The organism is Pseudomonas pohangensis, assembly GCF_900105995.1.
GTDB classification, from domain to species: Bacteria; Pseudomonadota; Gammaproteobacteria; order Pseudomonadales; family Pseudomonadaceae; genus Aquipseudomonas; species Aquipseudomonas pohangensis.
This window is the reverse complement of record NZ_LT629785.1, coordinates 3,347,918-3,371,222: the sequence shown is the minus strand read 5'-3', so window position 1 is coordinate 3,371,222 and position 23,305 is coordinate 3,347,918. Positions and strand designations below refer to the sequence as shown.

At 61.2% G+C, this 23,305-nt stretch carries 24 protein-coding genes and 1 other RNA gene; 14 read left to right on the top strand and 11 right to left on the bottom strand.

Features of this window, described 5'->3' with window-relative positions:
- The first annotated feature begins 3 nt into the window (after positions 1-3).
- The gene (locus tag BLT89_RS15665) at positions 4-456 is read left to right on the top strand and encodes a YaiI/YqxD family protein (RefSeq protein ID WP_090199118.1); all 453 of its coding nucleotides are present in this window, start codon (positions 4-6) and stop codon (positions 454-456) included.
- A gap of 3 nt (positions 457-459) precedes the next feature.
- Here BLT89_RS15665 and BLT89_RS15660 read toward each other — a convergent pair whose 3' ends face one another.
- The 3 genes from BLT89_RS15660 to BLT89_RS15650 all read right to left on the bottom strand — a co-directional run bounded on the left by BLT89_RS15660 (position 460) and on the right by BLT89_RS15650 (position 2,542).
- Positions 460-930 carry a thioesterase family protein gene (locus tag BLT89_RS15660; RefSeq protein WP_090197546.1) on the bottom strand — a complete coding sequence of 157 codons (471 nt, stop codon included), beginning with the start codon at positions 928-930 and terminating at the stop codon, positions 460-462.
- Between the two features lie 101 nt (positions 931-1,031).
- On the bottom strand, positions 1,032-1,688 hold the full coding sequence (gene elbB, locus BLT89_RS15655; protein WP_090197543.1) for an isoprenoid biosynthesis glyoxalase ElbB: 657 nt from the start codon (positions 1,686-1,688) through the stop codon (positions 1,032-1,034).
- 14 nt (positions 1,689-1,702) lie between these two features.
- The gene (locus BLT89_RS15650) at positions 1,703-2,542 is read right to left on the bottom strand and encodes a dienelactone hydrolase family protein (protein WP_090197540.1); all 840 of its coding nucleotides are present in this window, start codon (positions 2,540-2,542) and stop codon (positions 1,703-1,705) included.
- 126 nt (positions 2,543-2,668) lie between these two features.
- Between BLT89_RS15650 and BLT89_RS15645 the strand changes: the two genes are divergently transcribed.
- Positions 2,669-3,901, top strand: a complete 1,233-nt coding sequence (locus BLT89_RS15645; protein ID WP_090197537.1) for a sterol desaturase family protein — start codon at positions 2,669-2,671, stop codon at positions 3,899-3,901.
- Here the strand turns inward: BLT89_RS15645 and BLT89_RS15640 are convergent, their stop codons facing one another.
- Positions 3,902-4,459: a DedA family protein gene (locus tag BLT89_RS15640; RefSeq protein WP_090197534.1), complete on the bottom strand. Its 558-nt coding sequence runs from the start codon at positions 4,457-4,459 to the stop codon at positions 3,902-3,904.
- Between the two features lie 193 nt (positions 4,460-4,652).
- On the opposite strand from BLT89_RS15640, the gene hemB reads away from it, so the two are divergent.
- The gene (gene hemB, locus BLT89_RS15635; RefSeq protein ID WP_090197531.1) at positions 4,653-5,663 is read left to right on the top strand and encodes a porphobilinogen synthase; all 1,011 of its coding nucleotides are present in this window, start codon (positions 4,653-4,655) and stop codon (positions 5,661-5,663) included.
- Between the two features lie 19 nt (positions 5,664-5,682).
- Positions 5,683-7,887: a polyphosphate kinase 1 gene (gene ppk1 / locus BLT89_RS15630; RefSeq protein WP_090197530.1), complete on the top strand. Its 2,205-nt coding sequence runs from the start codon at positions 5,683-5,685 to the stop codon at positions 7,885-7,887.
- Between the two features lie 242 nt (positions 7,888-8,129).
- Here the strand turns inward: ppk1 and ppx are convergent, their stop codons facing one another.
- Positions 8,130-9,632, bottom strand: a complete 1,503-nt coding sequence (gene ppx, locus BLT89_RS15625; protein WP_090199115.1) for an exopolyphosphatase — start codon at positions 9,630-9,632, stop codon at positions 8,130-8,132.
- A gap of 204 nt (positions 9,633-9,836) precedes the next feature.
- Here ppx and trxA point away from each other — a divergent pair, with 204 nt between their 5' ends.
- The 4 genes from trxA to BLT89_RS15605 all read left to right on the top strand — a co-directional run bounded on the left by trxA (position 9,837) and on the right by BLT89_RS15605 (position 14,224).
- Positions 9,837-10,163 (top strand): thioredoxin TrxA, encoded by a 327-nt coding sequence (gene trxA / locus BLT89_RS15620; protein ID WP_090197527.1) that lies wholly within the window; start codon positions 9,837-9,839, stop codon positions 10,161-10,163.
- A 229-nt stretch (positions 10,164-10,392) separates the two neighbouring features.
- On the top strand, positions 10,393-11,655 hold the full coding sequence (gene rho / locus BLT89_RS15615) for a transcription termination factor Rho (RefSeq protein ID WP_090197526.1): 1,263 nt from the start codon (positions 10,393-10,395) through the stop codon (positions 11,653-11,655).
- Positions 11,656-11,789: 134 nt separating this feature from the next.
- The gene (gene ubiD / locus BLT89_RS15610; protein WP_090197448.1) at positions 11,790-13,256 is read left to right on the top strand and encodes a 4-hydroxy-3-polyprenylbenzoate decarboxylase; all 1,467 of its coding nucleotides are present in this window, start codon (positions 11,790-11,792) and stop codon (positions 13,254-13,256) included.
- Positions 13,256-14,224: a CDP-6-deoxy-delta-3,4-glucoseen reductase gene (locus BLT89_RS15605; protein ID WP_090197446.1), complete on the top strand. Its 969-nt coding sequence runs from the start codon at positions 13,256-13,258 to the stop codon at positions 14,222-14,224. Before ubiD ends, BLT89_RS15605 begins: the two co-directional genes overlap by 1 nt.
- Before the next feature lie 81 nt (positions 14,225-14,305).
- Here BLT89_RS15605 and BLT89_RS15600 read toward each other — a convergent pair whose 3' ends face one another.
- Both BLT89_RS15600 and BLT89_RS15595 read right to left on the bottom strand, forming a co-directional pair.
- A complete protein-coding gene (locus BLT89_RS15600) occupies positions 14,306-15,283 on the bottom strand; it encodes an NADPH:quinone oxidoreductase family protein (protein ID WP_090197443.1) in 978 nt (325 codons plus the stop codon).
- Between the two features lie 143 nt (positions 15,284-15,426).
- Entirely contained in the window at positions 15,427-15,876 is a 450-nt protein-coding gene (locus BLT89_RS15595; RefSeq protein WP_090197441.1) for an EVE domain-containing protein, read from the bottom strand.
- A gap of 90 nt (positions 15,877-15,966) precedes the next feature.
- On the opposite strand from BLT89_RS15595, the gene BLT89_RS17745 reads away from it, so the two are divergent.
- A complete protein-coding gene (locus tag BLT89_RS17745) occupies positions 15,967-16,185 on the top strand; it encodes a hypothetical protein (RefSeq protein ID WP_157718891.1) in 219 nt (72 codons plus the stop codon).
- Here BLT89_RS17745 and BLT89_RS15590 read toward each other — a convergent pair.
- The 4 genes from BLT89_RS15590 to BLT89_RS15575 form a co-directional block, all read right to left on the bottom strand.
- Positions 16,179-16,796, bottom strand: a complete 618-nt coding sequence (locus tag BLT89_RS15590; RefSeq protein ID WP_090197438.1) for a 5-formyltetrahydrofolate cyclo-ligase — start codon at positions 16,794-16,796, stop codon at positions 16,179-16,181. The genes BLT89_RS17745 and BLT89_RS15590 overlap by 7 nt on opposite strands.
- A 6-nt stretch (positions 16,797-16,802) precedes the next feature.
- Positions 16,803-16,982: non-coding RNA, 6S RNA (ssrS, locus tag BLT89_RS15585), on the bottom strand.
- A gap of 78 nt (positions 16,983-17,060) precedes the next feature.
- Positions 17,061-17,390, bottom strand: coding sequence for a cell division protein ZapA (locus BLT89_RS15580; RefSeq protein ID WP_090197435.1), 330 nt, complete (start codon positions 17,388-17,390; stop codon positions 17,061-17,063).
- Entirely contained in the window at positions 17,387-17,596 is a 210-nt protein-coding gene (locus BLT89_RS15575; RefSeq protein ID WP_090197432.1) for a TIGR02449 family protein, read from the bottom strand. The genes BLT89_RS15580 and BLT89_RS15575 overlap by 4 nt, the downstream gene beginning before the upstream one ends.
- Before the next feature lie 157 nt (positions 17,597-17,753).
- On the opposite strand from BLT89_RS15575, the gene BLT89_RS15570 reads away from it, so the two are divergent.
- The 5 genes from BLT89_RS15570 (at position 17,754) to BLT89_RS15550 (ending at position 23,173) form a co-directional block, all read left to right on the top strand.
- Positions 17,754-18,308, top strand: coding sequence for a YecA/YgfB family protein (locus tag BLT89_RS15570; RefSeq protein ID WP_090197429.1), 555 nt, complete (start codon positions 17,754-17,756; stop codon positions 18,306-18,308).
- Between the two features lie 12 nt (positions 18,309-18,320).
- Complete coding sequence (gene pepP / locus BLT89_RS15565; protein WP_090197428.1) at positions 18,321-19,670, top strand: Xaa-Pro aminopeptidase; 1,350 nt, start codon at positions 18,321-18,323, stop codon at positions 19,668-19,670.
- Positions 19,667-20,851 (top strand): 2-octaprenyl-6-methoxyphenyl hydroxylase, encoded by a 1,185-nt coding sequence (ubiH, locus tag BLT89_RS15560; protein WP_090197425.1) that lies wholly within the window; start codon positions 19,667-19,669, stop codon positions 20,849-20,851. Before pepP ends, ubiH begins: the two co-directional genes overlap by 4 nt.
- A gap of 13 nt (positions 20,852-20,864) precedes the next feature.
- A complete protein-coding gene (locus BLT89_RS15555) occupies positions 20,865-22,097 on the top strand; it encodes a 2-octaprenyl-3-methyl-6-methoxy-1,4-benzoquinol hydroxylase (RefSeq protein ID WP_090197422.1) in 1,233 nt (410 codons plus the stop codon).
- Between the two features lie 74 nt (positions 22,098-22,171).
- Entirely contained in the window at positions 22,172-23,173 is a 1,002-nt protein-coding gene (locus tag BLT89_RS15550; protein ID WP_090199114.1) for an extracellular solute-binding protein, read from the top strand.
- Positions 23,174-23,305 lie beyond the last annotated feature (132 nt).

Sequence of the window (23,305 nt, the reverse complement as noted above, 5' to 3'; positions counted from 1 at the left end):
GGGTTGCGCGTGTGGATTGATGCCGATGCCTGCCCGCGTCCGGCGCGTGATCAGCTGGTCAGGTTTGCCCTCAAGCGTGGCTTGCAGGTGGTGCTGGTCGCCGGCCAGCCACAGAGCAAACCGGCGTTCGCCTGTGTCCGCCTGATCGTGGTGCCCAGTGGTCCGGATGCTGCCGATGACTATCTGGTCGAACATGCCGTGCCGGGGGAGCTGGTGATCTGCTCGGATGTGCCGCTGGCCGACCGGCTGATCAAGAAAGGCGTGGCGGCACTCGATCCGCGCGGTCGCGAGTTCGATGCCAACAACATGGGCGAGCGCCTGGCCGTGCGCAATCTGTTCACCGACCTGCGCGAGCAGGGTCAGGCGGGCGGCGGGCAGGGCGCTTACAGCGAGCGGGACAAGCAGGCGTTCGCCAATGCGCTGGATCGCATCCTTACCCGTCTGGCTCGCGCCTGAGCATCAACCGCAGAGATAGGTGCCGGTGCCCACGGCAATCAGCGTGCCGTCCACAGCATGCAGTTCCGAGCGCACTACCGCGACCTTGTTGCCCGAGCGCAGCAGCACGGCGGTGGCCCTGAAGCCTTCGCCACGGCCCGGGCGCAGGTAATCCACGCGCAGGTCGATGGTGCCCAGCTTGGATAATGCGCGCATGCGTTCGGCCAATGGCAAATGCTGGTGACGGCCCAGGGCGCCAATCGTGGCCATGGCGCCGCCAACCACATCGAGTACGGTGGCGATGGCACCGCCATGCAGAATGCTGTGGATGTAATTGCCGATCAGCTCGTTCTTCATCGGCATCAGCATGCTGACCTTGTCTGCGGAAATGTCTTCAAGCTGCAGGCCGAGCAGCTGGTTGAACGGAACACGGTCGAAATAACCGGTAATGGCCGTGCGCAGTTCGTCGGTGATTGCCACTGGGGTGCTGTGCATTGCGCTGTCCTGCTGCTCTGATTGCGTTCACCTTGCAGCATTGCTGCGGTGCTAACCAGTAGCCGGACGCGCTTGTCCGGCTTTTTGGCGCAATCGCCTGCCTAGCCAACCATCTCCAGAATGCGGTCGACCAGCTTGTTGATGCCCGAGGCGGCCTCGCTGATGCGGCCGGCGAGCATGTAGGCAGGTGTGCTAACCAGTCGATGCTGTTCGTCGACGATGATCTCATCGACCGTACACTCCATATGCAGGGCGCCCATCTGCTGCAGGGCGGCAGCTGTATCGTGGTCGCTGCCGATGGTGCAGTGCACCCCTTCGCCGAAGATTTTTGCCGCGATGGCCGGTGCGATACACATCAGGCCAATCGGCTTGCCGGCCTTGGCGAAGGCCTGGGTGGCCGTCAGTACGTCAGGCTGTACGGTGCACAGTGCGCCGCTGATGGCAAAGTCGGAAAGGTTCTTTGCCACGCCAAAACCGCCCGGCAGAATCAGCGCGTCGAAATCGCCCACATGCAGCTCATGCAGGTTCTTGATATTGCCGCGGGCGATGCGTGCCGACTCCACCAGCACATTGCGTGTCTGGTCCATTTCATCGCCGCTGTAGTGATCGACTACATGCAGTTGTGCAATGTCCGGGGCAAAACACTGCACCTGCGCGCCTCGCTGGTCCAGGCGCAGCAGGGTCAGTACGCTCTCGTGAATTTCCGCGCCGTCGTAGACGCCGCAACCGGAAAGAATGACCGCAACTTTTTTCTGCATGGGGGTTCTCCTGATCACTGGGGGGGCTGCAGGCGTTCGCGCAGAAATGCCAGGGTCTTCTGCTGGGCGTCTGCTGCGATGGCCGGCTGGTAGGTATTCATCGGGCTGGGCTGGTCGAATACATGGTCGGCGGTCTGATATTGCACCAGCTGGATCTGGTCCAGCTGGAGATCGTCCAGGCTGTCGAGGCACTGCTGGTGATCGGTGACGCTGTCCTGGCCGGCCAGCAGCATCAGCAGTGGAATGTCGTGTGGTGCCTGACTGGCAATGCGCAGTTGCGCCGGATAGCCGCAAAAAGGGTAATAGGTGACGGCGGCGCGGAGCAGTTTGAGCACATCCGGATCCGGCCGGGCAAAGCCGTGTCCGGCTGCACCGCCATAGGCCAGGGCGTCCAGAATCGCCCAGCCGCCGTGGGAGAAGCCCATGACGGCCATGCGCCGGGCATCGACTTGCGGCATGGCGGCGGCCAGTTCCAGCGCGGCGTAAACATCCTGCGCCCGCTCGTTGCCCCATAACAGCTTGCCATCACAGACCGGCTGCCAGTCCCGGATGCCGCGTGCAGCAAAGCTGTCGACAAACAGCACGGCATAGCCGGCCGGTAACAGCCAGCTATTCAGGTTGTCGACCATGCTCTGGCGTTGTCCGCCACAGCCATGAAAGGCCAGCACGGTGGGAAAGGGGCCGCTGCCTTGCGGCGGCGTGAAGAGGGTCAGATGGTCTGCCAGTTGCTGCTTGATTTGCGCGGGTTGCACGGGCTGTGGCAGCAGGGCGGCGCGATAGGGATAAAGGCCGAGCAGGGCGGCGCAGCTGAGCAAGGTCAGGCCTATCAGGCTGTATTTGAACAATTTGCGCATATTGTCGCCAAATGACCTTCAGGTTGTCGTTTCCTGCCGCATGCCTTACTCCCGAGTTGCGCTAGGATGCAGATTGGGACTTACGCCATCCTAGCCGCTGGCTGGCGCTAACTCTACGGGGAAATCATGAATTACGTGCTGTATGCAATTCCGTTTTTCTTTCTGCTGATTGCGCTGGAGTTGCTCGCCGACCGCTGGCGCGGGGTCAGCACCTACCGGCTGGCAGACAGCATCAACAGCCTCAGCGCCGGTGTGCTCTCGCAGGCCAGCGGGCTGCTGACCAAGGGCTTCGGGCTGATCGTCTATCTGCTGATCTGGGAACGGATTGCGCTGTTCCAGTTTTCCCTTGAATCGCCCTGGGTCTGGGTGCTGGCTTTTGTGCTGTATGACTTCTGCTACTACTGGAGTCACCGTTTCGGTCATGAGCGCAATGTGTTCTGGGCTTCGCACGTGGTGCACCACCAGAGCGAGGACTACAACCTGACGACCGCCCTGCGCCAGACCAGCACCGGCTTTCTGCTCAGCTGGATTTTTTATCTGCCGCTGGCGCTGATCGGTATTCCGCCCGTGGTGCTGATTACCGTTGGCTCACTGAACCTGCTCTACCAGTTCTGGGTACATACCCGGCACATCCCCAAACTTGGCTGGTTCGAGTGGTTTTTCATCACGCCGTCGAATCACCGTGTGCACCACGGACAAAACCCGCGCTATATGGATCGCAATTACGGCGGGGTGTTCATTATCTGGGATCGCCTGCTGGGAACTTTTCAGGAAGAGCTGGACGAAGAACCGGTGATCTATGGCGTGACCACGCCGCTGGCCAGCTGGAATCCGCTTTGGGCCAACCTGCACTTTTATGCGCAACTGTGGCGCGATGCGGTGCATGCCGGCTCCTGGTGGGACAAGCTGCGCATCTGGTTCATGCCGACCGGCTGGCGTCCGGCTGACGTGGCCGCCCGCTATCCGCTGGAAAAGCATGAGCTGCGTGACTTCGTGAAGTTTGACGTGCCACTCGGCCGTGGGCAGAAGCTGTATGCGGCGCTGCAGTTTGCCGGCTACGTGCTGGGCATAACCTGGCTGCTGATGGTGTCAGCCAGCCATGGCTTTGCTGATCTGCTGATCGGCTGGTGCTGGGCTGCCTTTGGCTTGTACGTGATAGGCGTATGGCTGGAGAACCGCCCGCTGGCGCGCTGGCTGGAACTCGCCCGTCTGCTGCTGAATGTGCCGGCCCTGTGGTTGCTGCAGTCGGTCGGCATAGTGGCGGCCGGCGAGACGGCCTGGCTGCTGTTGCTGGCCTACAGTCTGCTCAGCGGCATGTTTGTCTGGCTGCCGCGGCGCAGCGAGCCTGCGCCGGCCTGATCAGGACGGGCGCCGGTTGCGGAAGCGGCGCCAGCCGAAAAGCCCGCAGCCAATGATGATCAGTGCGCTGATTACCAGAATTTCATAGTGCTTGATGTCGTCCAGCAACAGCTCCAGGGCGCTGCCCAGATGAAAGGCCGCAGTCCCCAGAACAATTGCCCAGATGATGGCGCTGAGTGCGTTGAGCAGCAGAAAGCGCAGCGGCGGATAGCCGGAAATGCCGATGGCAACCGGCATTACCGTGCGCAAACCGTAGACGAAACGAAAGCCCAGCACCCAGATATCCGGATAGCGACGCAAGTGGTTCAGGGCTTTTTCGCCCAGCGCCTCCCAGTGCGGTTTGCGTGCCAGAATCTCGCGGCCCTTGCGGCGTCCGAGGAAGTACCACAGCTGGTCACCGCAGTAACCGCCACTGGCCGCCGTGAGCATCACCAGGTTGATATCCAGATAGCCGCGTGAAGCAAGAAATCCGGCCACTACCAGAATGGTTTCGCCCTCGAAGAAGGTACCGATGAACAGCGCCAGGTATCCGTAGTCTTGCAGGAAAGCTTGCAGCATGGGGCGCTCTGGGTAGCTGAAAACCCGCAGCCTACCCGCTGGGGTCGTGACTGGGAAGGACAGTTCGATTTTCCCCGGCGTGGCAAAAAACGGTTTTTCCGCAGTTGCCTGCCGACAACAGTGTCATGCATTGGTCATAATAAGAGGATATGAATGTCACATTAATGTCCGTGTTGCGGATTCTGGAGTCCCTGTGAGCATTACGCCTGCCAATCGGCTGTTTCCCGGCACACGCTTGCGTCGCAACCGTCGCGACGAGTTTTCCCGGCGGCTGGTCCGTGAGCAACGCCTGAGTGTCGATGACCTGATTCTGCCGGTGTTCGTGCTCGATGGAGAAAATCGCCGCGAAGCGGTGCCGTCGATGCCGGGTGTCGAGCGCCTGTCGATCGATCTGCTGCTTGAGGAGGCTGCGCAGCTGGTGGCCTTGGGCATTCCGGCGATAGCCTTGTTTCCGGTGACGCCACTGGAGAAGAAGTCGCTGGATGGCGCCGAGGCATGGAACCCGGAGGGCATCGCCCAGCGCGCGATTCGCGCCTTGCGCGAGCGCTTTCCCGATCTGGGAATCATCAGTGATGTGGCGCTGGATCCGTTCACCACCCATGGCCAGGACGGCATCCTCGATGCCAGTGGTTATGTACAGAACGACATCACCGTCGATGCACTGGTCAAACAGGCCCTGTCGCATGCCGCTGCCGGTGCCCAGATCGTGGCGCCCTCGGACATGATGGACGGCCGGGTACAGGCGATTCGCGAAGCCCTGGAGCTGGCCGACTACCCGAATGTGCGGATCATGGCCTATTCGGCCAAGTACGCCAGTGCCTACTACGGGCCGTTCCGCGATGCGGTGGGCTCGGCGGGCAATCTGGGCAAGGGCAACAAGCTGTCCTACCAGATGGACCCGGCCAACGGCGATGAGGCGCTGCACGAAGTGGCGGCCGATCTGGCCGAAGGTGCCGACATGGTCATGGTCAAGCCGGGCATGCCCTATCTGGACATTCTCTGGCGGGTCAAACAGGAATTTCGTGTGCCGACCTTCGTGTATCAGGTCAGCGGCGAGTACGCTATGCACATGGCAGCAATCCAGAACGGCTGGTTGAGCGAAGCGGTCATTCTTGAGTCACTGACCGCCTTCAAGCGTGCCGGCGCCGATGGAATTCTCACCTATTTTGCCAAACGGGCTGCCGAGCTCATGCAACAGGGGTAGCAACCCCACAGGACCAGTAATGAACAAGCAAGAAGTTGAAGTTACCGATGCAATCGAGGTCGAGGTGGCAGACCAGGCACTAGTTGCCGGTGCCGCTTTGCCGGTGGTTGCCGAGCCGGAAGTGGCAGAACCGGTGCCGGCGCCGGTGATTCCGGGTGTCGATGACCCTGGCATGTACCTGCACCGTGAATTGTCCCAGCTGCAGTTCAATATCCGTGTGCTGGAGCAGGCTCTGGATGAGTCCTATCCGTTGCTGGAGCGGCTGAAGTTCCTGTTGATCTTTTCCAGCAACCTCGACGAGTTTTTCGAGATTCGCGTTGCGGCGCTGAAGAAGCAGGTCACCTTTGCCCGCGAGCAGGCAGGTATCGACGGTCTGCAACCGCAGCAAGCGCTGGCACGCATCAGCGAACTGGTGCACCAGCAGGTGGACCGCCAGTACGCCACTCTGAACGATGTGCTGTTGCCCAAGCTGGCCAAGCACAAGGTCAACTTCATTCGCCGGCGCAACTGGTCGGCCAAGGTCAAGACCTGGGTCGGACGCTATTTCCGCGAGCAGATTGCGCCGATCGTTACACCGATCGGTCTCGACCCGACCCATCCGTTCCCGTTGCTGGTGAACAAGAGCCTGAACTTCATCGTCGAACTGGAAGGCGTGGATGCATTTGGCCGCGATTCGGGGCTGGCGATCATCCCGGCGCCGCGCCTGTTGCCGCGGGTGATCAAGCTGCCGCCGGAAGTTGCCGGGCCTGGCGACAATTTCGTGTTCCTCTCATCAATGATTCATGCCCACGCCGATGACCTGTTCAACGGTATGTCGGTCAAGGGTTGTTACCAGTTCCGCCTGACCCGCAACGCCGACTTGTCGGTGGATGCCGAGGATGTTGAAGATCTGGCGCGCGCCCTGCGCGGCGAGTTGTTCTCGCGGCGCTACGGCGATGCGGTACGTCTGGAGGTGGCCGATACCTGTCCGAACCAGCTGTCGGATTATCTGCTCAAGCAGTTCGGCCTGGCCGAGAGCGAGCTGTATCGGGTCAACGGTCCGGTAAACCTGACCCGGCTGTTCAGCGTGACCGGCCTGGAAAGCCAGCCGGAACTGCAGTCCGAGCCCTTTGCCGCGAGCATTCCCAAGGTGCTGCAGGACAGCGATAACCTGTTCAAGGCGATGGCCAAGCAGGACATCCTGCTGCTGCATCCTTTCGAATCCTTTACCCCGGTGGTGGATCTGTTGCGCAAGGCCGCCAAGGATCCGAACGTGCTGGCGATCAAGCAGACCCTGTACCGCTCGGGGGCCAACTCGGAAATTGTCGATGCACTGGTGGATTCGGCGCGCAACGGCAAGGAAGTCACGGTGGTGATCGAGTTGCGTGCGCGATTCGACGAGGAATCCAACCTGGCCCTGGCCAGCCGCTTGCAGCAAGCCGGTGCCGTGGTGATCTACGGTGTGGTCGGCTACAAGACCCACGCCAAGATGCTGCTGATTCTGCGCCGCGAAGGTGCCGAGCTACGCCAGTATGCGCATCTGGGTACCGGCAACTATCACGCCGGCAATGCCCGGCTGTACACCGACTACAGCCTGCTGACAGCGGACGCCATTTTGTGTGAGGACGTGCACAAGCTGTTCAACCAGTTGATCGGCATGGGCAAGACCCTGCGCATGAAGAAGCTCCTGCATGCGCCGTTCACCCTGAAGAAAACCCTGCTCGACATGATTGCCCGGGAAGCAGCCTTTGCTGCAGAAGGCAAGCCGGCGCATATCATGTTCAAGGTCAACTCGCTGACGGATCCGAAGATCATCCGCGCGCTGTACAAGGCCAGCCAGGCCGGGGTGAAGATCGACCTGATCGTGCGCGGCATGTGCTGCCTGCGGCCGGGCGTACCGGGGGTTTCGCAGAATATCCATGTGCGTTCGGTGATCGGCCGTTTCCTCGAGCACAGTCGTATCTACTACGTGCTCAACGGCGGTGAAGAGGCACTGTATCTGTCCAGTGCCGACCTGATGGAGCGCAACCTGGACCGGCGGGTCGAGACCTGCTTCCCGGTAGAGGGCAAGAAGCTCATCCTGCGCGTCAAGAAGGAACTTGAGATGTATCTGGCCGACAACACTCATGCCTGGGTGCTGCACAACGATGGCACCTACATTCGCCAGCAGCCCACCGGCAATCAGCTGTCGCGTGATGCGCAGGCGATGTTGCTGGAAAAACTGAGCAAGCCACTGGCGCGTTAGTGGGGTTCTGCGGGGTACTGGATTGCTAATCCGTTTCTGACTAGCGTCCTTTGCTCGACTGGCTATCGAGGCTGGCTGGGCGTTACTTTTGCGCCCCGCCGGGCGCCCCACTTTTCTTGACTCGCTGCGCAAGCACCGCAAGTAAACCATTAGCCGAGTGCAGGGGAACGCGCCAAGGTCCGGCACTCAAGTAAATGCCAGCCCCAAAAACCGCAGCGGATTACCAATCCGTTAGCTCGGCCTCAACTGACCAGCAGGTTGAATCCGGCTTTGGCCAGCCACTCGGCTTCCTGGGCAAAGTCGGCAACCGTCAGCGGGTTATTCTCCAGCCAGCCTTGCGGAAAGCGGATGCTCAATTGCTGGGCTTTGGCCAGAAGGCGCACTTCGGGCACTTCACGGTTGCCGCGAATGTGATGAAAAAGAATCGCAAAGCGCAGCAGTACGCATAGTCGCAGCAGCTTTTCACCTTCACTGCCGCTGCCGCTGAAGCGATCTTTGGGGATGCCCCGGCGGTGGCCGCGAACCAGTAGCGCGAGCATCTGCTGATCCTGTGTGGAGAAGCCTGCCAGCTCCGAGTTCTCGATCAGGTAAGCGCCATGCTTGTGGTATTGAAAGTGAGCGATATCCAGACCGATTTCGTGAACCCGGGCAGCCCAGACCAGCAGTTCCTGATGCCACTCCTCCTGCAGATCCCAGTCGCCGGCGACTTGCTGCAAGGCCTCCAGCGCCTTGGTTTCAACCCTTAAGGCCTGCTCCGGGTCAACATGGTAGCGTTCCATCAGCGCCGATACGGTGCGCTCACGAACATCCTCATGCTGCAGCCGGCCAATCAGGTCATACAGCACACCTTCGCGCAGGGCGCCTTCGGAGTGCACCATCTGTTGCAGGCCGAAGGCGTCGAAAATCGCTTCAAGGATGGCCAGGCCGGCGGGGAATATGGCGCGGCGGTCATTCTTGACGCCTTCAAAGTCGATTTTGTCGACATCGCCGAGCTTGAACAGTTTGCGCTTCAGCCAGGTCATGCCTTCAAGGGTCACTTCACCGTTGCTCAGGCCCGCCGACTTTACCGCCAGACCAATCGCACGCACGGTTCCTGAGGCACCAATGGCCTCCTGCCAGCCATGGCGCTGCAGGGCCTGCTCAACGCGCATCAGTTCCAGGCGCGCTGCGGTATATGCCTGGCCATAGCGTGCCGGGGTGATCTTGCCATCCTGAAACAGGCGCTGGCTGTAACTCACGCAGCCCATTTGTAGGCTTTCCATGATCAGTGGCTCGAAGCTCTGGCCAATAATGAATTCGGTACTGCCGCCACCGATATCGACCACCAGGCGATTGCCCTGGAATGCCGGCATATTGTGCGACACCCCCAGATAGATCAGGCGGGCCTCTTCGCGTCCGGAGATAACTTCGACCGTGTGTCCGAGCAGGGCCTCGGCGCGCTGGATGAAAGTGTCGCGATTGACCGCCTCGCGCAAGGCGTTGGTGCCGACAACCCGCACGGCGCCCTGCGGCAGGTCGGTGATCAGCTGGGCGTAGCGGCTCAGGCACTCGAGGCCGCGCTGCATGGCTTCTTCGCTGAGCTGGCGCTGTTCGTCCAGGCCTGCAGCCAGCTGGATCTTGTCGCCAAGACGTTCAAGGACGCGAATCTCGCCCTGATCGGTTTTGGCCAGAATCATGTGAAAACTATTGGAGCCAAGGTCAATGGCGGCAATCAGGGGAAAGTTTTCCGGGGCAGTTCGAGGCATGCGCAAGCGTCCATTCATTAACTCCGACATCCTGCCACGATAGGTGGCCAGAGCCAACGCACAGCAGGTTAATTCATTGTTACCGGTCAATTGATGGGGATATTTGCGCCGCGTCATAGTCAAGCTCAATCGATAGCGGCTTTCGATTGGCTGTGGAGAGGGCTATCATGGCGCACACTTTCAGCTTCGGTAGCGGAGATTTTTATGAGCGATTTCATCACCAATGTCAGCGATGCCAGCTTTGAGCAAGATGTGCTCAAGGCAGAGGGTGCGGTTCTGGTCGACTACTGGGCTGAATGGTGCGGCCCGTGCAAGATGATTGCACCGGTACTCGACGAAATTGCCCAGACCTATCAGGGCAAGCTCAAGGTGTGCAAACTGAACATCGACGAAAATCAGGATACTCCGCCGAAATTTGGCGTGCGTGGCATCCCGACCCTGATGCTGTTCAAGAATGGCAATGTCGAGGCAACCAAGGTCGGTGCCTTGTCCAAATCGCAGTTGGCAGCCTTTCTCGACGCCAATATCTGAGTGATTTCAGAGAAAAACCCCGCCTAATTGCGGGGTTTTTGCGTTCTGGGCTGGACGCTTGCACTGGCCGGTGCTAAATTCCGGCTCGCAACCCTTGCTGCGGTTGCTTCCTGCAAGCCGTCGCCGACGCCCCCACAATAGCTTCCCGAAGCGCCCAGAGTGCTTCCCGCGCGCCGCGGCCTCCCAAGCTCAATGCTTGCCTCCCCCTAATTCTAAATAATCTCAATACATGAACCTGACCGAACTCAAGCAAAAACCGATTACCGAACTGCTCGAAATCGCTGAGCAGCAGGGCCTGGAAAACATGGCCCGTTCGCGCAAGCAGGATGTGATCTTTGCATTGCTGAAAAAGCATGCAAAAAGCGGCGAAGAAATTTCCGGCGATGGTGTGCTGGAGATTCTGCAGGACGGCTTTGGCTTCCTGCGCTCCGCCGATTCCTCCTATCTGGCCGGTCCGGATGACATCTACGTGTCGCCCAGCCAGATCCGCCGTTTCAACCTGCGCACCGGTGACACCATAGTCGGCAAGATTCGCCCGCCGAAAGAAGGCGAGCGCTACTTTGCCCTGCTCAAGGTCGACACGATCAACTACGATCGTCCGGAAAATGCCAAGAGCAAGATCCTCTTCGAAAACCTCACGCCGCTGTTCCCGACCAAGCGTCTGGTCATGGAAGCTGGCAACGGCTCCACCGAAGACCTGACTGGTCGGGTGATCGATCTCTGCTCGCCGATCGGCAAGGGCCAGCGTGGCCTGATCGTGGCACCGCCAAAGGCCGGCAAGACCATCATGCTGCAGAACATCGCAGCCAACATCGCGCGGAATAACCCCGAGTGTCATCTGATCGTCCTGCTGATCGATGAGCGCCCGGAAGAAGTGACCGAAATGCAGCGTACCGTGCGCGGCGAAGTAGTGGCCTCGACTTTTGACGAGCCACCGACCCGCCATGTGCAGGTTGCCGAGATGGTCATCGAAAAGGCCAAGCGCCTGGTCGAGCACAAGAAGGATGTGGTCATCCTGCTCGACTCGATCACCCGTCTGGCGCGTGCCTACAACACCGTGATCCCGAGCTCCGGCAAGGTACTCACCGGTGGTGTCGATGCCCATGCGCTGGAGAAGCCCAAGCGTTTCTTCGGTGCTGCGCGCAACATCGAGGAAGGCGGATCGCTGACTATCATCGCTACCGCGCTGGTGGAAACCGGCTCGAAGATGGACGAAGTGATCTACGAAGAGTTCAAGGGCACCGGCAACATGGAATTGCCGCTGGAGCGGCGGATTGCCGAGAAGCGCGTGTTCCCGGCGATCAACATCAACCGTGCCGGCACCCGTCGCGAAGAGCTGCTGACCGATCCGGAAGAACTGCAGCGCATCTGGATCCTGCGCAAGCTGTTGCATCCGATGGACGAAATCGCCGCCATCGAGTTCCTGCTCGACAAGCTCAAGGACACCAAGACCAACGACGAGTTCTTCATGTCCATGAAGCGCAGCAAGTAACGCGTGGTTTGTTGCTGTAGCAGACAAGGCCGGGGCAACCCGGCCTTGTCGTTTCCGGCTTTTGCTTCTGCATAGCCGGGTTCGGCGGTAAACTTTGCCCACTTCTCTCTGCTCGGCCTGGACGGGGCAATTGCATGCAGTATCGCGATCTGCGCGAATTTATCAGTGGTCTGGAACAGCGCGGCGAGCTCAGGCGTATCCAGACTCCGGTGTCGCCGGTGCTGGAAATGACCGAAATCTGCGACCGCACCCTGCGCAAGGCGGGCCCGGCGCTGCTGTTCGAGAATCCCAAGGGTTTCAACATGCCGGTGCTCGGCAATCTGTTCGGCACGCCGCAGCGGGTGGCGCTGGGCATGGGGGCAGAGGCGGTCAGCGAACTGCGCGAAATCGGCAAGCTGCTGGCCATGCTCAAGGAACCGGAGCCGCCGAAAGGCCTGAAAGACGCCTGGTCCAAGCTGCCGCTGTACCGCAAAGTGCTGCATATGGCGCCCAAGGTGCTGAAGGACGCGCCCTGCCAGGAGGTGATCGAAGAAGGTGATGACGTCGATCTGGGCAAGCTGCCGGTTCAGACTTGCTGGCCGGGCGACGTGGCGCCGCTGATCACCTGGGGGCTGACTATCACCAGAGGGCCGAATAAAGAGCGGCAGAATCTGGGTATCTACCGCCAGCAGGTGATCGGGCGCAATAAGGTGATCATGCGCTGGCTCAGCCACCGCGGTGGTGCGCTGGATTTTCGTGACTGGTGCGAGAAGTTTCCGGGCAAGCCCTATCCGGTCTGCGTGGCGCTGGGTGCGGATCCGGCAACCATCCTCGGTGCGGTGACGCCGGTACCGGACAGCCTTTCCGAGTACGCCTTCGCCGGTCTGCTGCGCGGCCACAAGACCGAGCTGGTCAAGGCCCGTGGCAGTGATCTGCAAGTGCCGGCCAGTGCCGAGATCGTGCTGGAAGGGGTGATTCATCCAGGCGAAATGGCCGACGAGGGGCCGTACGGAGATCACACCGGTTACTACAACGAAGTGGATCGCTTCCCGGTATTTACCGTGGAGCGCATCACCCGACGCAAAAGTCCGATCTATCACAGCACCTACACCGGGCGGCCACCGGATGAGCCGGCGATCCTTGGCGTGGCATTGAACGAGGTGTTCGTGCCGCTGCTACAGAAGCAGTTTCCCGAGATCACCGATTTCTACCTGCCACCGGAAGGCTGTTCCTACCGCATGGCAGTGGTAACCATGAAGAAGCAGTACCCCGGCCATGCCAAACGGGTGATGCTCGGCGTGTGGTCATTTTTGCGCCAGTTTATGTACACCAAGTTTGTCATCGTCACCGACGACGACATCAATGCCCGTGACTGGAACGATGTAATCTGGGCCATCACCACGCGCATGGATCCCAAGCGCGATACCGTGCTGATCGACAATACGCCGATCGACTATCTCGACTTCGCCTCGCCGGTGTCCGGTCTGGGCAGCAAGATGGGGCTGGATGCCACCCACAAGTGGCCCGGCGAAACCACGCGCGAGTGGGGTCGTGCCATAGTGCAGGATGAGGCGGTCAAGCAGCGCGTTGATGCCTTGTGGGCGGAACTGGGAATCGATTGATGAAAGTCACCCTGCAGCCTTCGGGGCTGGTACTCAATGTGGAGTCGGGCGAGCGCCTGCTGGATGCGGCACGGCGTCAGGGCCTGAGTTGCCCGCAAAGTTGCCGTAACGGCAATTGCCATATTTGCGCGGCGCTACTGGTCGAGGGCCGGGTGCGCCAGGCCGGTGCCAGCCATGAACACGGAGAAGTATTTGCCTGTCTGGCCGAGCCGGAACAGGATTGCGTCTTGCAATGGTATGGCGTGCTGGCGGCCGGTGAATTGCCGCTGCGCCGTGCCGCGTGCCAGCTGCTGGAATGCAGCGAGCTGGGTGGGGATGTCTGGCGCGTGCGCCTGCTGGCACCGGCTGGCAAGCCGCCGCGCTACCATGCCGGGCAGTACCTGCTGCTCGAAGACGCTGGCGGCGAGCAGATGGCGTTTTCCATTGCCTCGGCTCCACATCAGGGGCGTGAGCTGGAGCTGCATATCCTGGCTGTTGAAGAGCGCCCGCAGAGCCTGATCGAACAGTTGCAGCGTGAGCGACTGGTACGGGTTCAGTTGCCGTTTGGCGATACCCATCTGGCGCAGTTGCCGGATGGCCCTTTGTTGCTGTTGGCAGCCGGCACCGGCATGGCGCAGATGCAAAGTCTGGTTGAGCATTGCCGTGCCGTTGGCTTTACCCATCCGATACATCTCTATTGGGGTGCCAGGCAGGCGGAAGATTTTTACACGGTGCCGCACTGGGATGAATGGCAGCAGATGAGCAATCTGCACCTGCATCAGGTGGTCAGCGATGCGGACGACTGGGCGGGGCGCAAAGGTCTGTTGCACGAAGCGGTGCGTCAGGACTTTGCCGATCTCAAGGACCTGCATGTGTATGCCAGCGGCTCACCGGCAATGATCTATGCGACGCTGGATGCGCTGGTCGAGGCGGGGATGGATCCGGCACAGATGCGCGCCGATGTATTTGCCTATGCACCGCGCCCCTGAGGCTGACGGGCCTGCATCGTTAGTCTGGTGGGGCGCCATGTTTGCCATGCAGGCACATGGCAAACATGGGGTGTAACCTAACTAGCGTACCTTCACGACAACCTTGCCCACGGCCTTGCGCTGACCGAGCGCGTTGATCGCATCGGCGGCTTGTGCCAGTGGAAAGGTCTGCGACACCAGCGGCTTGAGCTTGCCTTCGGCATACCAGGCAAACAGTTGCTGGAAGTTGGCCAGATTGTCCTGCGGCTGGCGCTGGGCAAACGAGCCCCAGAATACGCCGACGACTGCCGCACCCTTGAGCAGCGCCAGATTGACCGGCAGCTCGGGAATCCGTCCGCTGGCGAAGCCCACCACCAGCAGGCGGCCGTTCCAGGCAATCGAGCGGATCGCCTGATCGAACAGGTCGCCACCTACCGGGTCGTAGATCACATCGGCACCGGCGCCGCCGGTCAGGCGTTTCACTTCATCCTTGAGGCTGGCCTCGCTGTAGTTGATCAGTTCGTCAGCGCCGGCAGCCTTGGCCACGGCGAGTTTTTCTGCGCTGCTGGCAGCGGCGATGACCTTGGCGCCCATGGCTTTGCCGATTTCCACGGCAGCCAGGCCGACACCGCCGGATGCCCCCAGTACCAGCAGGGTTTCACCGGCCTGCAGGTTGCCGCGGTCTTTCAGCGCATGCATGGAGGTGCCGTAAGTCATGCCGAAAGCCGCTGCGCTGTTGAAATCCATGCCCTTGGGAATCTGCATGACGCTGTAGGCCGGCACGGCCACCTGCTCGGCGAAGCTGCCCCAGCCGGTGAGGGCCATGACCCGGTCGCCGGGCTTCATGTGGGTAATCTTTTCACCCACCGCCGCCACCACCCCGGCACACTCGCCTCCCGGTGAGAACGGAAAGGGCGGCTTGAACTGGTACTTGCCTTCGATGATCAGGGTGTCGGGGAAGTTGACTCCGGCAGCATGCACATCCAGCAGAATTTCATTCTTTTTCGGCTCGGGGCTGGCGACTTCTTCAAGAACCAGGTTTTCGGCAGGGCCAAAGCTTTTGCAGAGTACGGCTTTCATCGCAGGAGATTTCCTTGGTGTGAATCGACTGCTGCAGTGTAGAGCAGCGCTCAAGCGGGTCAATCAGCATGGGCGGGCCTGATAAGCCGGCATAAGGTGATGCTGGCGCAAGGGGCTGGCGCCAGCCTGATGGCCAATACGACTCAGCGCAGGCTGAGTACCGCTTGCCATTGTGCGTCACTGACCGGCATTACCGACAGACGCGTGCCTTTCTGCACCAGCGGCAGTTCACTCAGGGCCGGGCAGGCTTTCAGCTGCGCCAGGGGAATGATAGCGGGGAAGGCTTCGACGAACTCGACATCGCGCGCCAGCCACGGGTTGTTCCCGGCGCTGGTGCGGGCATCGTAGTAGTGACTTTGCGGATCCATTGCGGTCGGGTCCGCATAGGACTCGCCGATGATCCGGGCGATACCGGCTATGCCCGGTTGCGGACAGCTGGAGTGGTAGAAAAAGAACAGCTCGTCTGGCTGCATGCTGCGCACGAAGTTACGCGCCTGATAATTGCGTACCCCGTCCCAGCGCGCCATGCCCAGCCTCTGCAGGTCATGGATGGACAGCTCTGCCGGTTCTGACTTCATCAACCATCTGGGCATCTAGGGGTTTTTCCTGTTTACGATTTAAGTGAGCCAATTATATGGCGTCAATTGTGCGACTTTTCACGTTGTCAGGCCTTTGTGCGGTGTATGCTGGCCCTGCAGTGCAAGAAAATTAAAATAATAAACGTTGCTTTCGCCATCACTGCTCAGCGAAACCGTTCTGGAACGAAAATGAAACGCAAGCCGGATTTACTGTGGGTACTGGTTATTCTGTTTGGCCTGGGCGTGGTCACCACAGGCTACACACAAACGCTTTGGGAGCGGCAGACTGCCACCGAACAGGTTGGAGTGCTGCACGCTTACTGATCTGCTTGTCTTGCGCGGTACCAGCGCCGGTCGGTAACGCATGCCGCAAGCGGCATGTCCAGACGACTCACGGCCAGCCGGTCAACCTTCTGGCATTCATGGGCCAGGCCTATCAGTAGCGGCGTACGCCAGTCCTTGCGGCGCAGCAGGCTGGCCAGGCTGCGGTCGTAGAAGCCGCCGCCCATGCCCAGACGTCCGCCAAACTCGTCAAACCCCACCAGTGGCAGGAAAATCAGATCAAGAGCCCGGCAGCTGCGCTGACGTGCCCGGTTGGCTGTCGGTTCGGCAATGCGGAAGCGATTGGGTTTGAGGGTTTCGCCGGGGCTGATCCGTTGAAACAGCATGTGTGTGGAAGGCCAGCGCGCCAGCCGCGGGATATATACCGATTTGCCGCGGCGCCAGGCTTCCTGCAGCAACAGGCCGGGATCAATTTCACCGTCATTGGGCAGGTACAGGGCGATGCTGCGCGCGCGGCGGAACAGCGGGTGCTGGGCCAGCTGGCGATACAGTGCGCGGGCGGCCAGGCGTTGTTCGGTCGGGCTCAGATTGCGCCGGGCCTGGCGCAATTGCCGCCGCAGGGCCGGGCGGGAAAGCGTGCCGGCGCTGATCATGAAAGGAGACTCCCCGGAGGTGCCGCTGTCGGTTTAGCCCTTGAACCCGAAAGTTCAAGGTGGAGGTTGCAGGAGGCGTTAAGGCTTTCCGTCAGGCGGACATGCACACCTGCCCCAACGTGCAACCCCCGTGGTTTTGCGTATCGGCTCAGGGACATGACCGACTGGCAAACACACCAGGGAGCTGTGTCGAGTATACCTGCAAACGTTCTGCCGGCAATCGACGGTGGTCCTGAAGCGGCTGACGGCATGTAAGCAGGTTTGTCAGTTTTTCGCTGGATTGAACAGGTCCGGAGTGTCATCCGTAGTCAGTGCATCATTGACCCGGTCGAGCAGGTCGCGCACCTGGTCACGGGCGACGCTGACCTGTTTTTCCTGGCGCTCCTGCTTGTGCAGCAGCTCATGGGTGATGTTCAGCCCGGCCATCACGGCGATGCGGTCGGAGCCGATGACTTTGCCGCCGGAGCGGATTTCGCGCATTTTGCCGTCGAGGTAGCGGGCGGCACTTTCCAGGTTGCTGCGCTCGTCGTCAGGACAGGCGATGCAGTATTCCTTGTCGAGGATGTGCACGGTGACGGTTTTGTTCTGGGTCATGTGTCCTGCTCCAGGGCTTTCAGGCGCAGAATCATCGATTCCACTTTTTGCCGAGCCAGTTCATTTTTTTCGATCAGCTGCCCGCGCTCTTCGCGCCAGGCCTTTTCGTTGGCCAGTAGCAGCCGGTTGTGCGCCTTCAGCTGTTCGAGACGCTGGATCAGCAGTTCGAATCTGGCTGTGAGTTTTTGCAGATCGGCGTCTTCCATGGACTCTCTACTTTGGCCGTTGCGTGACCGGGGACTATATAGAACGCTCCCGGGTGGGGGTCAAACCGGGCAGCGCGTCGATGGTCTTGGCGCGCCTGCCGATGCTAGGATACCAGCCCTCATTCTAGACATCGCGTACGGTTGCGCCTAGTTACCCATGCCTAATGCAAATTCAGCGTATTTTTCTTTTGCCAGCTTGCTGGCTACCAGTGGCCAGCCGGTTTCACCTGCCGAGCTGCACGGGCTGTTGCTTGGCCGCAGTTGTGGCGGTGCCGGTTTCGATTCCGCACCTTGGCTGGAGGATGCAGCCGAACTGTTGGGCGACAGCCTGCCGGATAACCTGCGCCAGGCGCTGATCGGCCTGCAGGAGATGGTACGTGGCGAGTTGACCGGCACGGAAATGGCCGTTGTCTTGTTGCTGCCAACTGATGAGACGGCCCTGCCGGAGCGGGCTCAGGCACTGGGCGAATGGTGCCAGGGCTTTCTCAACGGCTTCGGCATGGCCATCGCCGATCAGGCCCTGAGCAGCGAAGCCATGGAAGTGTTGCAGGATCTGGCCTCCATCGCCCAGGTGCAGAGCGCGCTGGAAGAATCGGAAGACGGCGAAAGCGATTACATGGAAGTCATGGAATATCTGCGGGTCGCGCCGCTGTTGCTGTTCACCGAGTGCGGCAAGACCGCGCCGGCAGAGTCCAAACCTTCCATCCACTGACGGCGGAGTTTCATGTTGCGCATACCCAAGACCGAATATGCCCGGCGGCGCAAGGCGCTGATGGCGCAGATGGAACCCAACAGCATTGCCATCCTGCCGGCGGCGCCGGTGTATATCCGCAACCGCGATGTCGAGCACATCTACCGGCAGGACAGTGATTTCCAGTACCTGACCGGCTTTCCCGAGCCGGAAGCGGTGATGGCGCTGATTCCCGGTCGGGCCCATGGCGAATTCGTGCTGTTCTGCCGCGAGCGCGATCCGGAGCGTGAATTGTGGGACGGCCTACGTGCCGGCCAGGACGGCGCGATCAGCCAGTTTGCGGCCGATGACGCCTTTCCGATTGGCGATATCGACGACATCCTGCCCGGGCTGATCGAGGGCCGTGAACGTGTCTACTACGCCCTCGGTGCCAATCCGGAGTTCGACCGCCATCTGGTCGATTGGATCAATGTGATCCGCTCCAAGGCGCGCCAGGGCGCGCAGCCGCCCAACGAGTTTGTTGCCCTCGATCACCTGCTGCACGACATGCGCCTGTACAAGAGCGCAGCCGAAGTGAAGGTGATGAAGGCGGCTGCGGAAATTTCTGCGCGCGCCCATATCCGTGCCATGCAGGCCAGCCGTGCCGGACTTTATGAATACCATCTGGAAGCCGAGCTGGATTACGAGTTCCGCAAGGGCGGGGCGAAGATGCCGGCCTATGGCTCGATTGTCGCCGCCGGGCGCAATGCCTGCATCCTGCATTACCGCGAGAACGATGCACTGCTCAAGGACGGCGATCTGGTGCTGATCGACGCCGGCTGCGAGATCGACTGCTACGCCAGTGACATCACCCGTACCTTTCCGGTCAATGGCCGTTTCAGTCAGGAACAGAAAGCCATCTACGAGCTGGTGCTCAAGGCCCAGGAAGCGGCCTTCGCAGTGATCGCCCCCGGCCGCCACTGGAACGAGGCACATGAGGCCACCTTGCAGGTGATCGTCAGCGGCCTGATCGAGCTCGGTCTGCTCGGCGGAACCCTCGAGGAGCAGCTCGCCAATGAGGGCTACAAGGCCTATTACATGCACCGCGCCGGTCACTGGCTGGGTATGGATGTGCATGACGTCGGTGACTACAAGGTCGGCGGCGAATGGCGCGAGCTGGAAGTCGGCATGGCGCTGACCGTGGAGCCGGGCATCTACATTCCGGCCAATGACGAGCGCGTGGCGAAGAAGTGGCGCGGCATCGGCGTGCGCATCGAGGATGATGTGGTAGTGACCAAAGGCGGCTGCGAGATACTCACCAGTGCTGTGCCGAAACAGGTGGCCGAGATCGAGGCGCTGATGGGGCCGGCAGTCACCATGGCCGGGCAGGCCCTGCCGGCATGAGCCGCGTGCAGCTGGCGATCATCGGCGGTGGCCTGGTTGGCGCCAGCCTGGCGCTGGCCTTGCAGGACGGTGCCCGCCAGCGCGGCTGGAAGATTGTGCTGATCGAGCCGTTTGCCCCCGGCAACAGCTATCAGCCCAGTTACGACGCACGCTCCTCGGCGCTGTCCTATGGCACCCAGCAGATTTACCAGCGCTTCGGCCTGTGGCCGGAGCTCAGCCGGCATGTGGCGGCGATTGCGCAGATCCATGTCTCCGAGCGTGGCCGCTTTGGTGCAACCCGCCTGACCGCAGCGGAAGAAGGCGTGCCGGCCCTCGGTTATGTGGTGGAAAACGCCTGGCTCGGCCAGTGCCTGTGGCGTGCGCTCGACCCTGCAGTGGTCGAGTGGCGCTGCCCGGCGCAGGTTGATGCGCTGGAAGCGCTGGATGACGGCTACCGGCTGACCCTGGATGACGCCAGCACTCTGGATTGCGACCTGGCTGTGCTGGCCGACGGTGGCCGCTCGGGGCTGCGCGAGCAGCTGGGCATTGCCGTGCAGACCACGCCTTACCGGCAGACCGCACTGATCGCCAATATCACCCCGGCTGAGGCCCATGCCGGGCAGGCCTTCGAGCGCTTCACCGAAGAAGGCCCGCTGGCCCTGTTGCCGTTGCCGGATAACCGCTGTGCGCTGGTCTGGACGCGTCCGGGCAAGGATGCAGAGCGCTTGCTGCAGCTGGGTGACCGCGAGTTTCTCGCCGAGCTGCAGCAGGTGTTCGGTTACCGGCTGGGCGCATTGAAGCAGGTAGGCAGTCGCCATCTGTATCCGTTGCAACTGATCGAAGCCAGCGAGCAGGTGCGTCCGCATCTGGTGCTGCTCGGCAATGCGGCGCACAGCCTGCATCCGATTGCCGGTCAGGGCTATAACCTGTCGCTGCGTGATGCCCTGTGTCTGGCCGAAACCCTGCTCGACAGCCAGGCGCCGGTAGGTGACTTTGTTACCTTGCAGGCTTATCTGCAGCGTCAGGCGCTGGACCAGAATCTTACGGTAGGCTTTTCCGACCGGGTTACCCGGCTATTTTCCAATGACCAGCCGCTGCTGGCCGCCGGGCGCAATCTGGGTCTGCTCGGTCTTGACCTGTTTCCGCCGGCCAAGCGCTGGTTTGCCCGTCAGGCCATGGGTCTGGGCATACGTCCTCAATAGCCCGGGAGAAATGATGCAAGCCGATCTGATCATTGTGGGTGCCGGAATGGTTGGCAGTGCCCTGGCGCTGGCGCTGAAGGACAGCGGGCTGAATATTCTGCTGCTCGATGGTGGCCCGCTGCAGGTCAAGCCGTTCGATCCGCAGACGCCCTTCGAGCCACGGGTCAGCGCGCTGTCGATGGCCAGCCAGCGCATCCTCGAGCGACTGGGTGCCTGGGAGGGGATTCTCGCCCGGCGCGCCAGTCCCTATGCGGAAATGCAGGTGTGGGACGGCAGCGGCACCGGCAATATCCATTTCTCGGCCGCCAGCGTGCATGCCGAACTGCTGGGGCATATCGTTGAAAACCGGGTGATTCAGGATGCCCTGCTCGAACAGCTGCTGGCCAGTGGTGTGCAGGTGCTCGGTGAGGCGCGGCTGGAGGCATTGCGGCGCAATGCCGAAGGCTGGCAGCTCAAGCTGGCGGATGGACGTGAATTGCAGACGCCCTTGCTGATTGCCGCCGATGGCGCCAACTCGGCGGTACGCCGGCTGGCCGGCTGTGCCACCCGTGAGTGGGATTACCTGCACCATGCGCTGGTCACCAGCGTGCGCTGTGCCAAGCCGCACCAGCGCACCGCCTGGCAACGCTTCACCGATGACGGTCCGCTGGCGTTTCTGCCATTGCAGCGCGACGGCGACCAGCACTGGTGTTCGATCGTCTGGTCCTGTACTCCGCAACATGCCGAGCAGCTGATGGCGCTGGATGACGCTGCCTTCGCCGCCGAACTGGGCAAGGCCTTCGAGCAGCGTCTGGGCCAGGTGCTGCAGGTTGATCCGCGCCTGTGCATCCCGCTGCGCCAGCGGCATGCCAAGCGCTATGTCGAGCCGGGGCTGGCACTGGTCGGGGATGCGGCGCACACCATTCATCCGCTGGCCGGGCAGGGCGTCAATCTCGGCTTTCTCGATGCGGCGATGCTGGCTGAAGTGCTGCTGCATGCCTTGCAGCGCGGTGAGCGGCTGGCCGATGAGCGGGTGCTCAGTCGTTTCGAGCGGCGGCGCATGCCGCACAACCTGGCGATGATGGCGGCGATGGAGAGCTTCGAGCGACTGTTCCAGGCCACGCCACCAGCGCTGCGCTGGCTGCGCAACGCCGGGCTCAGTCTGGTCAACGGGCTGCCCGAAGCCAAGGCATTGTTTGTCCGTCAGGCGCTCGGCCTGAGCGGCGATTTGCCGGAACTGGCCCGTGTGGAGCCGCAGACGAGCTGAATCGCGCTGACTGGTACTCTTTGCAAATGAGATTTGCTATCATTCGCAAAAGAATCATGACCGAGGTAGGTGCCATGCTGTTTCATCGCTCGCTGTTTGTTGCTCTTTCTGCCTGTCTGTTGAGTACGCCAAGTCTGGCTGCCGACGAAGTGGTGGTGTACTCCTCACGTATCGACGAGCTGATCAAGCCGGTGTTCGACGCCTATACCGCCAAGACCGGCGTGCCGATCAAGTTCATCACTGACAAGGAAGCGCCGTTGCTGGCCCGGCTCAAGGCCGAAGGCCAGAACACGCCGGCCGATCTGCTGATTACCGTGGATGCCGGCAACCTATGGCAGGCCGAACAGCAGGGCGTGCTGCAGCCACTCCAGTCCGCGACCATCGAAGCCAATATCCCGCCGCAGTACCGTTCCGCCAATGGTGCCTGGACCGGGCTGTCACTGCGCGCGCGGACCATCGCCTACTCCACAGAGCGGGTCACTCCGGAAGAACTGTCGACCTACGAAGCACTGGCGGATGCCAACTGGGAAGGCCGGCTGTGCCTGCGTACCAGCAAGAAGGTCTACAACCAGTCGCTGACCGCTACCCTGATCGAAACCCATGGTGCGGAAAAGACCGAGGAAATCCTCAAGGGCTGGGTCAACAATCTGGCTACCGATCCGTTTGCCGATGACACCGCGCTGCTGCAAGCCATCGATGCCGGCCAGTGCGATGTCGGTCTGGTCAACACCTACTACTACGGACGACTGCACAAGCAGAACCCCGATCTGCAGGTGAAACTGTTCTGGCCGAACCAGCAGGATCGCGGTGTGCACGTCAACCTGTCGGGTGCCGGCGTCACCAAGTACGCTCCGCATCCGCAGGCGGCACAGGCACTGCTGGAGTGGATGAGCAGCGCCGAAGCGCAGGGGCTGTTTGCTGGCCTGAACCAGGAGTACCCGGCCAACCCTGCAGTTCAGCCATCAGCAGAAGTGGCGGCCTGGGGTGAATTCAAGGCCGACAGCATTCCGCTGGAAGTGGCCGGCAAGCGTCAGGTCGAGGCGACCATGCTGATGGATCGCGCCGGCTGGAACTGATCCAGCCGCGCAGATCTACACCAGACGCCCCGACCTACGGGGCGTTTTGCTGTGTACGCACTACCCGTTGCCAGGGCAACACGATTATCCAGGCACGACAGGCGCACAATGCGTCAGTTAACCTGCAGGAGT

What these genes read in the sequence shown, in the direction of transcription:
- BLT89_RS17745 (WP_157718891.1), top strand. Translation starts at nt 15,967, where the DNA reads ATGCTGGCCCTGCAGTGCAAGAAAATTAAAATAATAAACGTTGCTTTC.
- BLT89_RS15550 (WP_090199114.1), top strand. Translation starts at nt 22,172, where the DNA reads ATGCTGTTTCATCGCTCGCTGTTTGTTGCTCTTTCTGCCTGTCTGTTG.
- ubiD (WP_090197448.1), top strand. Translation starts at nt 11,790, where the DNA reads ATGCAGTATCGCGATCTGCGCGAATTTATCAGTGGTCTGGAACAGCGC.
- BLT89_RS15645 (WP_090197537.1), top strand. Translation starts at nt 2,669, where the DNA reads ATGAATTACGTGCTGTATGCAATTCCGTTTTTCTTTCTGCTGATTGCG.
- BLT89_RS15660 (WP_090197546.1), bottom strand. Translation starts at nt 930, where the DNA reads ATGCACAGCACCCCAGTGGCAATCACCGACGAACTGCGCACGGCCATT.
- BLT89_RS15555 (WP_090197422.1), top strand. Translation starts at nt 20,865, where the DNA reads ATGCAAGCCGATCTGATCATTGTGGGTGCCGGAATGGTTGGCAGTGCC.
- BLT89_RS15640 (WP_090197534.1), bottom strand. Translation starts at nt 4,459, where the DNA reads ATGCTGCAAGCTTTCCTGCAAGACTACGGATACCTGGCGCTGTTCATC.
- pepP (WP_090197428.1), top strand. Translation starts at nt 18,321, where the DNA reads ATGTTGCGCATACCCAAGACCGAATATGCCCGGCGGCGCAAGGCGCTG.
- trxA (WP_090197527.1), top strand. Translation starts at nt 9,837, where the DNA reads ATGAGCGATTTCATCACCAATGTCAGCGATGCCAGCTTTGAGCAAGAT.
- BLT89_RS15590 (WP_090197438.1), bottom strand. Translation starts at nt 16,796, where the DNA reads ATGATCAGCGCCGGCACGCTTTCCCGCCCGGCCCTGCGGCGGCAATTG.
- BLT89_RS15575 (WP_090197432.1), bottom strand. Translation starts at nt 17,596, where the DNA reads ATGGAAGACGCCGATCTGCAAAAACTCACAGCCAGATTCGAACTGCTG.
- BLT89_RS15595 (WP_090197441.1), bottom strand. Translation starts at nt 15,876, where the DNA reads ATGCCCAGATGGTTGATGAAGTCAGAACCGGCAGAGCTGTCCATCCAT.
- rho (WP_090197526.1), top strand. Translation starts at nt 10,393, where the DNA reads ATGAACCTGACCGAACTCAAGCAAAAACCGATTACCGAACTGCTCGAA.
- ppk1 (WP_090197530.1), top strand. Translation starts at nt 5,683, where the DNA reads ATGAACAAGCAAGAAGTTGAAGTTACCGATGCAATCGAGGTCGAGGTG.
- BLT89_RS15570 (WP_090197429.1), top strand. Translation starts at nt 17,754, where the DNA reads ATGCCTAATGCAAATTCAGCGTATTTTTCTTTTGCCAGCTTGCTGGCT.
- ubiH (WP_090197425.1), top strand. Translation starts at nt 19,667, where the DNA reads ATGAGCCGCGTGCAGCTGGCGATCATCGGCGGTGGCCTGGTTGGCGCC.
- ppx (WP_090199115.1), bottom strand. Translation starts at nt 9,632, where the DNA reads ATGCCTCGAACTGCCCCGGAAAACTTTCCCCTGATTGCCGCCATTGAC.
- BLT89_RS15580 (WP_090197435.1), bottom strand. Translation starts at nt 17,390, where the DNA reads ATGACCCAGAACAAAACCGTCACCGTGCACATCCTCGACAAGGAATAC.
- BLT89_RS15600 (WP_090197443.1), bottom strand. Translation starts at nt 15,283, where the DNA reads ATGAAAGCCGTACTCTGCAAAAGCTTTGGCCCTGCCGAAAACCTGGTT.
- BLT89_RS15605 (WP_090197446.1), top strand. Translation starts at nt 13,256, where the DNA reads ATGAAAGTCACCCTGCAGCCTTCGGGGCTGGTACTCAATGTGGAGTCG.
- BLT89_RS15650 (WP_090197540.1), bottom strand. Translation starts at nt 2,542, where the DNA reads ATGCGCAAATTGTTCAAATACAGCCTGATAGGCCTGACCTTGCTCAGC.
- elbB (WP_090197543.1), bottom strand. Translation starts at nt 1,688, where the DNA reads ATGCAGAAAAAAGTTGCGGTCATTCTTTCCGGTTGCGGCGTCTACGAC.